The sequence below is a fragment of the Pseudomonas sp. BT76 TE3572 genome, assembly GCF_050435365.1.
Classification (GTDB): domain Bacteria; phylum Pseudomonadota; class Gammaproteobacteria; order Pseudomonadales; family Pseudomonadaceae; genus Aquipseudomonas; species Aquipseudomonas fluorescens_W.
Genome location: NZ_JBNDKE010000001.1, coordinates 2,018,710 through 2,030,299, shown reverse-complemented (window position 1 = coordinate 2,030,299; position 11,590 = coordinate 2,018,710). Strand labels below are relative to the sequence as shown.

Annotated in this window: 13 protein-coding genes; 7 read left to right on the top strand and 6 right to left on the bottom strand. The window is 54.5% G+C overall.

The features are described 5' to 3' along the window. Positions 1 to 71: 71 nt before the first annotated feature. On the top strand, positions 72 to 380 hold the full coding sequence (locus tag ABH912_RS09265; RefSeq protein ID WP_033060074.1) for a panthothenate synthetase: 309 nt from the start codon (positions 72 to 74) through the stop codon (positions 378 to 380). Between the two features lie 55 nt (positions 381 to 435). Here ABH912_RS09265 and ABH912_RS09260 read toward each other — a convergent pair whose 3' ends face one another. From ABH912_RS09260 to ABH912_RS09240, 5 genes are all read right to left on the bottom strand, one after another. After that, positions 436 to 1,791: an ATP-binding protein gene (locus ABH912_RS09260; RefSeq protein ID WP_429510468.1), complete on the bottom strand. Its 1,356-nt coding sequence runs from the start codon at positions 1,789 to 1,791 to the stop codon at positions 436 to 438. Beyond that, on the bottom strand, positions 1,767 to 2,432 hold the full coding sequence (locus ABH912_RS09255) for a response regulator transcription factor (RefSeq protein ID WP_429510467.1): 666 nt from the start codon (positions 2,430 to 2,432) through the stop codon (positions 1,767 to 1,769). Before ABH912_RS09255 ends, ABH912_RS09260 begins: the two co-directional genes overlap by 25 nt. Before the next feature lie 95 nt (positions 2,433 to 2,527). Continuing rightward, a complete protein-coding gene (locus tag ABH912_RS09250; RefSeq protein WP_429510466.1) occupies positions 2,528 to 2,965 on the bottom strand; it encodes a hypothetical protein in 438 nt (145 codons plus the stop codon). Between the two features lie 28 nt (positions 2,966 to 2,993). Beyond that, positions 2,994 to 3,758, bottom strand: coding sequence for a COG4705 family protein (locus ABH912_RS09245; protein WP_429510465.1), 765 nt, complete (start codon positions 3,756 to 3,758; stop codon positions 2,994 to 2,996). A gap of 186 nt (positions 3,759 to 3,944) precedes the next feature. Next, entirely contained in the window at positions 3,945 to 4,631 is a 687-nt protein-coding gene (locus tag ABH912_RS09240; protein ID WP_033060083.1) for a response regulator transcription factor, read from the bottom strand. A 296-nt stretch (positions 4,632 to 4,927) separates the two neighbouring features. Here ABH912_RS09240 and ABH912_RS09235 point away from each other — a divergent pair, with 296 nt between their 5' ends. The 3 genes from ABH912_RS09235 (at position 4,928) to ABH912_RS09225 (ending at position 7,255) form a co-directional block, all read left to right on the top strand. Further along, on the top strand, positions 4,928 to 5,239 hold the full coding sequence (locus ABH912_RS09235) for a hypothetical protein (RefSeq protein ID WP_429510464.1): 312 nt from the start codon (positions 4,928 to 4,930) through the stop codon (positions 5,237 to 5,239). A gap of 33 nt (positions 5,240 to 5,272) precedes the next feature. Further along, positions 5,273 to 5,953, top strand: a complete 681-nt coding sequence (locus ABH912_RS09230; protein WP_033060087.1) for a class I SAM-dependent methyltransferase — start codon at positions 5,273 to 5,275, stop codon at positions 5,951 to 5,953. A 96-nt stretch (positions 5,954 to 6,049) separates the two neighbouring features. Continuing rightward, positions 6,050 to 7,255, top strand: a complete 1,206-nt coding sequence (locus ABH912_RS09225) for an ISL3 family transposase (RefSeq protein ID WP_429510463.1) — start codon at positions 6,050 to 6,052, stop codon at positions 7,253 to 7,255. Between the two features lie 152 nt (positions 7,256 to 7,407). Here the strand turns inward: ABH912_RS09225 and ABH912_RS09220 are convergent, their stop codons facing one another. Next, a complete protein-coding gene (locus ABH912_RS09220; protein ID WP_429510462.1) occupies positions 7,408 to 8,784 on the bottom strand; it encodes a UDP-glucose dehydrogenase family protein in 1,377 nt (458 codons plus the stop codon). Between the two features lie 835 nt (positions 8,785 to 9,619). Between ABH912_RS09220 and ABH912_RS09215 the strand changes: the two genes are divergently transcribed. From ABH912_RS09215 to ABH912_RS09205, 3 genes are read left to right on the top strand one after another with little or no spacing between them, the layout of a single operon-like run. Next, complete coding sequence (locus ABH912_RS09215) at positions 9,620 to 9,844, top strand: hypothetical protein (protein WP_082459192.1); 225 nt, start codon at positions 9,620 to 9,622, stop codon at positions 9,842 to 9,844. Then, positions 9,841 to 10,812 (top strand): NAD-dependent epimerase, encoded by a 972-nt coding sequence (locus ABH912_RS09210; protein WP_033060090.1) that lies wholly within the window; start codon positions 9,841 to 9,843, stop codon positions 10,810 to 10,812. The genes ABH912_RS09215 and ABH912_RS09210 overlap by 4 nt, the downstream gene beginning before the upstream one ends. Before the next feature lie 33 nt (positions 10,813 to 10,845). Beyond that, positions 10,846 to 11,589: a glycosyltransferase family 2 protein gene (locus ABH912_RS09205; RefSeq protein ID WP_033060091.1), complete on the top strand. Its 744-nt coding sequence runs from the start codon at positions 10,846 to 10,848 to the stop codon at positions 11,587 to 11,589. Position 11,590: the final 1 nt, after the last annotated feature.

The window sequence follows — 11,590 nt, the reverse complement described above, 5'->3', positions numbered from 1 at the left end:
CGAGGGTTCGCTCACGCTTAGCTATTCTTTAAGACACTACAAGTGTTGCACGTTGAACAGAGGATTGAGTGATGAGGATGTTACTGATGGTCGAGTGCCCTAACGAACCCTTCAACTCCCTTGTCAAAACCGGGAAGGTGGGCGAGGTCATTGAACGCATCCTGACCAGCATCAAACCGGAGGCGGCGTACTTTACCGAGCAAGATGGCAAGCGTGGTGGGATTTTTGTGGTCGACGTACAAGACCCCTCCGACATCCCCGCTTTTGCGGAACCCTTTTTTCTCAACTTCAACGCCACCTGCAAATTCCGTATTGTGATGAGCGCTCAGGATCTGCAGAAGTCTGGTCTGGAGACGCTCGGGCAAACGTGGGCGTGCTGAGAGACCATTTGGGGTCGCTGCTGGCGACCCCGATGAGTCCCGCCATTACAGGGTTTCAACACTGGCCTGTTTTCAGACAAACCAAGACACACAAACCCCTTTTTCTCTCCGGGTCGCAGAAGCCCAAACGAACCTCTGCTCCCGTACGATCGGCTATCGCCTTGACGATTGATAACCCCAACCCAGAGCCTGCTTCATTGGTCCCAAGGCTGCGATAAAACGGATCGAACACCCGCGTGTGTTCCTCTGAAGGGATTCCTGGGCCTGAGTCTTTGATCAGCAGGATTGCAGTCTCTTGCACCCGCTCAACCGCAAGGTCAATCCGTCCGCCATGCGGGGTATAACGGATCGCGTTATCCACCAGATTCCTGATCAGGATTAACAGGTCCATCTCGTTGATGAAGACATGCACGTCCTCGATACTCTCAACACCAATATCGATGTGTTTGCGTTCTGCCAGCGGTAATAAATCCTCCAATACACGTCGATAGATGTCATGGACTGAAACGGCTGTCTGTGGTCGATTGGAGCTCGATTGTGCGGCAGCCAGGGTCAGCAGTTGATCGATCAGATTTCTACCGCGCTCTATCCCTTGCGACAACGGCAACAGACGTTCACGGGCCAGCGCCGGCATCTCAGTGGCGGCCAGTCGCTCGGCTTGCAGGGAAAGGGCCGTCATGGGTGAACGCAGTTCGTGGGCAGCGTCAGCGACGAAACGACGCTGGTTTTCCATGGACTGCGCAACACGCGCGAGCAAGCGATTGATCGCCACGACGAAAGGCCGAATCTCGGTCGGCAAATGGTGCTCGTCGATAGGGTGCAGTGCCTGTTCATCGCGTCGATCGATGTCAGCCGAAAGGGCGGCAATCGGACGGAACAGTTTGCGTACCAGGTCGCTCACCACCAGCAATAGCACCGGAAACAGAATGAGAAACGACAGCAAACTTCGCCAGGCGCTCTCGCGGGCTTCTTTGTCGCGGACGCCGGTTTCTTGAGCGACGACGATGCGTTCACCGCGGGCTGTGGTTCTGACCAGCACACGAAAGTCTTCGCCGGTGACATTCAAGGTTGAGAGGCCATCGGCAAGCGTGGTGGGGAAGGGCAGTGGTATCAGGGCGTCATCGTTGCCGATTGCTTTACTGCCATCGGCCAGGTATTGCACGATGACCCTGGATTCTTCATTGTCGCCATCGACTTCCCGGGAGGCGGGATAGCGTAGGGACATCTGCTGTCGATCAAACAGGACGGCCACCTGACGCAAGGTATCGTCCTGCATTTCGTGGGCCTCGTCGAGCGCTGAGACAAACGCAAAAATCCCGGCCAGCACCGCAACGATCAGGATGGCCAGCGATAGCGTCACGGACAGGCGTAGTTGTACCGAGTCCCTCAAACGCTTTTTGAAACCATCCATCCCATACCCCTGACGTTCTTGATGATATGGCCGCCCAGCTTGCGTCGCAGGGAGTGAATCAAAAACTCCACCGCGTTGCTTTCCACTTCATTGCCCCAACCATAGATGCGGTCTTCGAGTTCACTGCGCGAGAGAATTGCGCCTGGCCGAATCATCAATGCCTGCAGCAGGGCGAACTCACGACTGGACAATTGGATGTCGCGATTTTCCAGGGTGGTGGCTTGTTTGGAGATCAAGTCCAGCGACACCACGCCATTGTCCAGCACGGACAGGGCAGTGCCCCCTTTACGACGAAGCACGGCTCGGATACGGGCCAGCAGCTCCGCCATATCGAACGGTTTGAGCAGGTAATCGTCAGCGCCGCCGTCAAGGCCGCGCAGGCGATCACCCAGGTCGTCCCGTGCGGTGATGATCAGCAGTGGCACCGGGTTGTCGCGCCCGCGAATGCTGTCGAGGACATCCAGTCCATCCATCCCGGGCAACCCAAGATCCAGGAGCACCAGGTCATAGTGTTGGGTGTCCAGCGTTGCAAGAGCGGTGAAACCGTTTTTCACCCAGTCAGTGGCATAACTCGCATCGTTCAGGGCGCCCTGGGTCGCATCGCCAATCATCGGGTCGTCTTCAACCAGCAATATCCGCATTTGCCGCTCCAGAAAAAGGCGCGACCGTCATGACTGTCGCGCCAGTATTGAAGCATCTGTACAAATGTTTGTCCGCTGCGGGTTCACCTTCGGGATCAGGATGTGCCCTTCATCGAATCGAAGGCCTTCAACAGCTCATCCATCATAGCCTTGCAGTCGTTCTGTTGCGGGTTACTGGCGCGCAAGGCATCGAGCGCGCGGTCGATCGCCTTGTCCACGACGTGCCAGTCGCTGGCGGCGCGAGGTTTGATCCCGGCTTCGGCCGAGTCCCAGGCAGTTTCCAGATCCTTGATGCGGGCTTTCGCACCGGGCAGATCATTTTTGTCGACGAGCACGGCTACGTCGGCGGCTATGTTGCGGAACTCGGACAGATCTCCCAGTTTTGAACCCGAATGGGATTGAGTGCTTGCCGAGCTTGAGGTCGTACCTGTATTGGGTTTGTCGGCAGGTTTCGAGCACCCGGCGGCGACGCTGAGCAAAAAAATCGACGAGACGATGGCAACGTGGCGAATGATGTTTTGAATCTGGCGCATGACGATTCCTTCAATGACTTTTGGGCGTTTACTGAGTAACTGTTTTGCGATTGCCGACGGTGATTTGCGCGACCGCAACCAGAATGACAATGACGCACAGGAAGATGGCACTGGTCCAGGTGGCACCCATTCCGAGACCACCGTAAGTTTTGGCTTGGGTCAGCAAGTCGCCGAGGGAAGCGCCGAACGGGCGCGTCAGGATGTAGGCGATCCAGAACGTCAGCACCATATTGCCTCCCATGCGCCAAGCCATCAGGGTGGCAGCGATCAGCGCTCCGAAGATCACGGCACCGAGGGTGAAACCCAGCCCCAAGGCTTCGGTAGCCAGGTCACCGGCGGCTGTACCGAGGGCAAAGGTGCAGAGCACGGTGGCCCAGTAAAACAACTCTCGCCGCGGCGTGATAATTTCCCGGATCGATACGTTGTGTTCGGTCCGGTACCAGACCAGGAAGTTAATCGCCAACAAGGCGGAAAATACTGCCGTGCTGGTGTACAGACTGACGTCCAGTACGTCGGTCAAAATGTCGGTAATTTGTGTCCCGACGATGCTCACCAACACGACGGTCAACCAGTAAATCCAGGGCGTGTAGGCTTTGGTGCGCAATTGGTAGAACATCGCGATTGCCAGTAAAACCGCCATGCCGATACTGGTCGGGCCCGCGCCGAAGCCGGCATCGACAGCAAGAAAGTCAGCACCCGTTTCACCCACGGTCGTGGACAAGATCTTGATCACCCAGAATGACAGCGTCACTTCGGGTACTTTGTTGAGCCAGCCGGCTAGTGCGGGTTTCATAGGCGGGTAGCCTCTCCTGAGCAGCGCGGAATGTGCGCGAGGAGGAAGGTACGCAGCGAAACTTAGCTGAGCCTGAGGGGAGGTCAATTGGCTGGGTCGAGGGATAAGCAGGATGAGTTGGAGGCGTTACTAACGAAAGGAGTTTCGTCAACGCGGCAGAAGGCTCGCATGGGCGATTTGCGGGGGCTATAGATGCGTATTATTCCGGGCACAGAGCTTGTACCCAATCCCATGTACGGTATGCAGCAGTGGTTCATCAAAGGCTTTGTCCAACGCCCGTCTCAACATGTGGATATTACTGCGAAGGCTGTCACTGCTAGTAGGATGACGCCCCCAAATGAGATCTTCCAGTTCAGTCCGTTTGACAACATGCGGGCTCCTGCGCATGAGGGTTTCCAAGAGTTTCATGCAGGTAGGATTCACCTTGATGGGGATCCCGGCGCGAGAGATTTCCAGGGTGTCTAAATCAAACTTCAGATCGGCTACAACCAAAGTCCGATTCATTTTGCCAGCGCGGCGCGATACGACGGCTTCGATCCTGGCAAGAATCTCGGACATGGCAAAGGGCTTGGTGACGTAGTCGTCAGCACCGACCTTAAAACCAGCCAGGCGATCTTCCAGTTGGTCCCGTGCACTCAACATCACAATGGCAATGTCAGATTTGGAATTCTCGCGCAAGCTGCGGCAGATCTGGTTGCCATCGATGCCTGGGAGCATGACGTCCAGAACAATCGCATCAAAGTCTTTCGAGGCAGCGAGATGAAGCCCGCTCAATCCATCCAGTGCTCCCTCGACGTAGTGGCCCTTTAGCGTGAAAAACTCCATCAGGTTGTCGTGGATGTCACGATTGTCCTCGATAATCAAAATATTCACTGCATAGCCTTTATGCTTCTAATCAAGTTAAACAAACTCCGACGGTCGTGCAGGGCGGATCAATCTTCTCTCTCGGCTAACTGCATATTCGATGCCCGAGCGAAAGCCTCATTTTTGTATTCTGCCGCGTTCAGCGATTGCGCACGAATGATTCGTGTAGTCTTTTCGCGCTTGCGTTAGATGGAACGCCGTTATTCAGCAGAGTCGGCTACGCTTGAGCGGTCAGCAGAGAAAGCTCGATTCAAAAAGGAGATAGGGGAATGCATGGATGCGGATTGGTAGGGGACTTGCTCCACTTGGCCCTTTATTTGATGACCATTGCCTTTTGGGTGTTGTTTTGGATGGTCTGCATTTTCAATGCAAGGGGCCGTCTGAAAAGCCTCTTGGGTGCCCGCGCATTGATGATTTGTGTTCTGTTGTTCCCAATGTTGCCCGCGACATTTATTGGCGGGGCGTTGATTGCTTTTGGTGTTGAAGGCCTGATCTGGAGTCTGTGTATTACAGGGATAGGATTGCCCATTGCTGGCATGCAATGGGTCCAGCCTTACGTTAAAAATCGATCTACAGAAAATTCACATCACGTTGACCTTTCAGCGACAGGTGGATGATTAGCCTACAATTCTGGCCACTGGAGAACGCCAATGAGCGCCCCTGTCAAACTTAAATTTTCCGAAAAATACGATAAAGATCACGCAAAACAATACTACCTGAAGCATCAGGATGGTCTATCGCGGAAACTGTCCCATTATCGGGACGTACAGATGGCGCGAGATGCGTTACACAAGGCGGGAGACCCGGGGCTGGTTCTCGACCTTCCATGCGGTGCGGGGCGGTTCTGGCCTTTGCTTGCAGAAAATCCTAATCGAATCATCATCGGCGCAGACAATTCGCCGGATATGATTAACACCGCTCTTGAGAATCAACCTGCCGATATAGTCAAACGCGTGAAGACGCTCGAGACTTCAGCGTTTGCCATCGATCTACCTGGTAATTCGGTCGACAGTATTTTCAGCATGCGGTTGATTCATCATATCGGTGAATCTGCGCATCGATTGGCGATGCTGAGAGAGTTTCATCGGGTGACTCGAGACACCGTCATCTTGTCGATGTGGGTCGATGGCAACTTTAAGTCATGGAAGCGCAAGCGCCACGAACAGCGGCGTAAGGCAAGGGGCGAGCAGAGTGGATACCAGAACAGGTTTGTTATTCCTCGATCCGTCGCAGAAGCTGAGTTCAAGCAAGCCGGATTCGTCATCGATAGCAAGTCTGACTTTATCCCGTTTTATGCAATGTGGCGTGTTTACGTGCTACGCAAAATTTAAGGTTCTTCACGGAATCCCGGGAAACACAGAAACAAGAACGCCGATTTGATTGATGATGTTCGTGCGAGCAAACACATCTAACAAACCGGCGTTCTTATGCGCGATATTAATACTTTCCTTCCTTTTTGGGAGGGCTTTTCTGTCGTCACGATCAAGCCTGATGGTGACGCGCTACAGATCGACCTGATTCCCCACACCACCCGATTCCCTTCCTGTGGTGGCTGCCAAAAACCTTGTTCAACCACGCACGAGTATTGCGAGCGAACCGTTCGTGATTTGCCCATTCTCGGTCGCGCGGTGCGCCTCAGCGTTTTGCTCAGGCGGGTTGGCTGCCGCGATTGCGGCAAGCGCATGGAGGCCGTCAGTTGGCTGGATCGCTATGCCCGCATGACGCGCCGCCTGGCCGGTGCAGTCATTCAAGCCTGCGAGCGCCTTCCCACCCTACACGTGGCTCAGATGTTTGGGCTGCATTGGGACACCGTTCGGTTGCTGGAGCGTCGAGCCTTGCAAGCGGCGTTAAGCATTCTGCCGAAGGCGCAGCCGCGCCGCCTGGTGATGGACGAGTTCGCGCTGTTCAAAGGTCATCGTTACGCCAGCGTGGTGCTGGATGCCGATACACGACGGGTTCTGTGGATTGGCGAAGGCCGTAGCCGGGCGGCGGTCAGGCCATTTTTTGAAGAACTGGGGCCGGAGGGTTGCGCTCGAATCGAAGCGGTGGCGATGGACATGAACACCGCTTTTGACCTGGAGGTTCGTCAACACTGCCCGAACGCGCGAGTGGTCTACGACCTCTTCCATGTGGTGGCTAAATATGGCCGAGAGGTGATTGATCGGGTCCGCGTCGACGAAGCTAATCGGCTACGCCATGACAAGCCTGCTCGAAAGGTCATCAAACAAGCGCGCTGGCTGTTGCTGCGCAATCCGCAGAACCTGAAAACGCCGGAACAGCAGGTTCACTTGCAGGATTTGCTGGCGGCTAACCAATCGTTGATGACGGTCTATTTGATGAAGGCTGAACTCAAAACGCTCTGGACGCCGAGTACCGCCTGGGACTGGAGATCCGCTTGGAAGCAATGGCTGCGCCATGCCAATGAAAGTGAAATACCGGCTCTGATCCAGTTCGCCAAACGGCTAAAGGGTTACTGGAGGGGCATCGTAAGTCGCGTTCGCTGGCCGATGCATACGGGCCAACTGGAAGGAATAAACAATCGAATCAAAGTCATCAAACGGATGGCGTACGGCTACAGGGATAGCGAATTCTTTTTCATGAAGATCAAGAGCGTCTTTCCCGGTAATCCGTGAAGAACCAAATTTAAACCCTGATCAACGTGTCCAGCGCTGGCTCGGGGATTCGAGCCGGCTAAACAAACCTTCCGTGAATCCCCTCAACTTTGCCTGATAAACCCGGTGCCGTGAACGTTGCGCCACGCAACACTGGCCCCGGGTTTCAGTAATCACAGCGCGACGTTGGCATTCCACTTTTGGTGTGGAATAGGCAACTTGCACGAATCACCTCGCCCCATCGGGAAGTACTGAAACCCCCGGTGTGTGAGACGCTCTGCGTCGTACAGGTTGCGGCCATCAAAGATCACGGGGGCTTTGAGTCGTTTGTGGATCAGGTCGAAGTCCGGCGCCTTGAATTGTTGCCACTCGGTGCAAATGATCAGCGCATCGGCTCCACTGAGCGTCGCTTCCGGTGTGCCCATCAGGCTCAGGTTGGGGTGGTCCCGATACAACGATTGGGTCTGCTGCATCGCCTCTGGATCGAATGCCCGGACCTGTGCGCCTGCTTCCCACAGAGCTTCCATGAGCACCCGGCTGGGGGCATCGCGCATGTCATCGGTGTTGGGTTTGAATGCCAGGCCCCACACGGCAAAGATTCTGCCGCGCAGATTGCCCTTGTAGAACGCGTTGATGCGTTCGAACAGCTTGTGTTTCTGCCGCTGGTTGATGGCTTCCACTGCCTGCAATAAATCATTGGAGCATTGAGCTTGCTGTGCACTGTGGATCAGCGCGCGCATGTCCTTGGGGAAGCATGAGCCGCCATAACCGCAGCCAGCATAAATAAAATCGTAGCCGATGCGTGAGTCGGCGCCGATGCCCAGGCGCACCGATTCGATGTCGGCACCGAGGTGTTCGGCCAGTTCGGCGATCTGGTTGATGAAGCTGATCTTGGTCGCCAGCATACAGTTGGCGGCGTACTTGGTCAGCTCGGCGCTGCGCAGGTCCATGAACATGATGCGGTCATGGTTACGATTGAACGGCGCATAAAGCTCTCGCATCACGTCGCGCACATCATCACGCTCGCAGCCAATGATGATCCGGTCCGGGCGCCGGCAATCGGCGACGGCCGAACCTTCCTTGAGAAACTCTGGGTTAGAGACAATATCGAAATCCAGTGTTTGGTCGTAACGTCGCAGGGCTTCAATAATCCGATCGCGCAGGGCGTCACCCGTGCCCACCGGCACTGTGGATTTCTCAACGATAATGATGGGTTCGCTACGATGTCGAGCGATGGCTTCGCCCACCGAGAAGACACTACTCAAATCCGCTGAGCCGTCCGGACGTGAAGGCGTGCCCACAGCGATAAACAAAACCTGGCAATGCTCCACGGCTAACTTTTCTTCGCAGGTGAAACGTAGCCTTCCGTTATCCAGGTTGTCCTTGACCAACTCAGCCAGGCCAGGCTCAAAGATGCTGACTTGACCCTGATTAAGGGCTGTCACCTTTTCGTAGTCGATGTCCATGCAAACAACATCATGACCGACCTCTGCCAGGACGGTTGCCTGGACAAGACCGACATAGCCGCTACCGAATACGCTGATTTTCATGGGGCACGACCACTAACTTGGCGATGAGCACCGGGTTGAATGTGAACTTGCTCTACGGCGGCAATTTCTTCATCACCCATACTGGGGCGGGAGAACGGAAGAAACGCTTGACTCATGGGGGCCTCGGGGCTGAAGAATGAATAGCCTTGGATGCTAAAAAACATCGATGCAATGACAGCGTAGACGCTAAAACGAAAGCTGCATCAATCAGTTACCTGAAATACTTGATCAAACGCTCCAGTAAATTTTTTGTGCCAGGGTGGGTAAGCGAGTGGTCGCAATGGGGCTGCCTGCATTCATTGAGGTTAATCGCGGTTTTGTGAAAGGAGCATGAAATACCGGTTGGCGAATCGTTCATCTGCAAACAAGACACACACTATTAAAACTTTGATCGCACTCACGTCTTAATGGGCAAAGTCTTACAGCTGTTGGTGGTTTTGTATTACGTCCAAGTCATTTTGGTTTTTATTGCTCTCTAATTGTTCGAGATTACTTTGATTAAATAATTTGCCAGCTGCCGACACGATTAGTTGCCAGAGTGTGCCGGTCGAAGGATCGGTTTGATTTTTGAGCGCTCAAGGTTTGCTGCGAATGTGGGCATGGCCGATGGATTCCCGGCAGTGGTCCGCCGACTATCGAACCGCCATTGGCCAGCGGCTCGACCTGACCTTGGTGGACGGCTCGCAGATCAACTGAACACGCTTGGTGTCCTTTAAAAGGGCTTGTTTGTAGCCCCTTTTCACTACCATCTTTCGCCGCTCACAAAATTTTCATTTCTTTTTTATTATAAGCCTCTGTAGGTACAGAAAAACCTTGCGATCAAGCAGAGTGATTTATGGAAGTGACTGTTGTTGGTAGTGGCTATGTCGGTGCGGCACAGCCCACCCGTTTAGCAGAATTGTGTCGTCGGATGTGTGGTAAAGATGTTAACGCCAGCCATGTTGCCGACGGAAAAAACGCCATTGCGTTTTCTGGACTCATCCTCGCCGAAGACATCAACGGGACGCAGGAACTGTCTTACTACGCCGTTGGGGCAGATGCGAAAGGACGAGGCCTATGAGAATACTGATAACCGGCGTCGCAGGTTTTATCGGGTTCCACACTGCGAAGCGCCTGTGCAGCGACGGCCACCAGGTTGTTGGCATCGACAACCTCAACAGCTACTACAGCGTTGAGTTGAAACAGGCTCGGCTTTCGCAGCTGGCTGAATGCCGCAATTTTCAGTTCCAGTTGCTGGATGTGGCAGACAAACAAGCGCTGCTGGATTTGTTTGCTGAAAAGGAGTTCGAGCAAGTCATCCACCTGGCTGCCCAGGCCGGTGTGCGTTATTCCATCGACCACCCGGACACCTACGCGCAAAGCAATCTGGTGGGATTCCTTAACGTGTTGGAAGCCTGTCGTGCTCATATGCCGGCGCATCTGATTTACGCCTCAAGTAGCTCGGTGTACGGATTGAACGAGCACTTACCGTATGCCACGACCGACCCTGTCGATCGGCCGGTGTCGTTCTATGCCGCTACCAAGCGCGCCAATGAACTGATGGCCCACGCCTACTCGCATCTCTACGGCATTCCCACTACCGGTCTGCGTTTTTTTACCGTGTATGGGCCTTGGGGTCGGCCCGATATGGCGCTGTTCAAATTCACTGACGCCATTCTTAACGGTCGCACCATTGACGTGTACAACGACGGCGCGATGTCTCGCGATTTCACCTATATCGACGACATCGTCGAGGGTCTTGTGCGATTGATACCGCTGCCACCTACCGATGAGACCGGCGCGCGAAACAAGGTTTACAACATCGGCTTTGGCGCGCCGGTAAAGCTTCTGGAATTTGTCGAGTGCATTGAAGAGGCGCTGGGAATCCGCGCAATAAAAAATTTCATGCCACTGCAGTCAGGCGACGTCGTCAACACCTGGGCGGACACTCGCGAGCTGGAGGATCGTGTGGGTTTTCGCCCACAGATCACGGTGTCTACCGGCGTGCAGTCGTTTGTCGATTGGTACCGCAATTATTACGGCGTTTAGCCACTCACTTCTCAGCTTTCTTACGGAAACGTCATGCAAGAAACTCCTTATGTGTCGGTCTTGATTCCGGCAAAAAACGAAGCAGGTAATCTCATTCCACTTTTGGAGGAAGTGCGTGCCGCGTTAGTCAACGAGACCTTTGAAGTCATCGTGGTTGACGATGGGAGCACCGACGCCACCGCCACCGAATTACGAACGTTACAAAGTAGTGGTTACAGTCAACTGAGGGTGCTCAGTCATGCTCGTTCGCTCGGGCAGAGCACCTCGATTTACCACGCGGCTGAAGTGGCGCGTGGGCATTGGTTGGCAACCCTTGATGGCGATGGCCAGAACGATCCGGCCGATCTACCGAAAATGCTGGACCTGGTTCGTGGTTCGGAGGGTAAACCCGGAGGCGTAAAACTGGTGGCGGGTCACCGCGTAAATCGCCGGGATACGGCGAGCAAACGCTGGGCTTCGCGATTTGCCAACAATCTGCGCAGTAGCCTGTTGAAAGATCAAACTCCCGACACCGGTTGCGGTATCAAATTGATTGAACGTGAAGCTTTTCTGCGCCTGCCATATTTCGATCACATGCACCGCTATATTCCTGCCCTGATCCGCCGTCACAACGGCCGAATGTTGGTTCAACCGGTGAACCACCGTGAACGTGGCACAGGGGTTTCCAATTACGGAAACCTCGACCGAGCCCTCGTGGGCATTGTTGATTTGTTCGGGGTGTGGTGGCTGATAAAACGCACCCGCCTGGAAGTCAACGCACAAGAAACCGAGGTTTGAC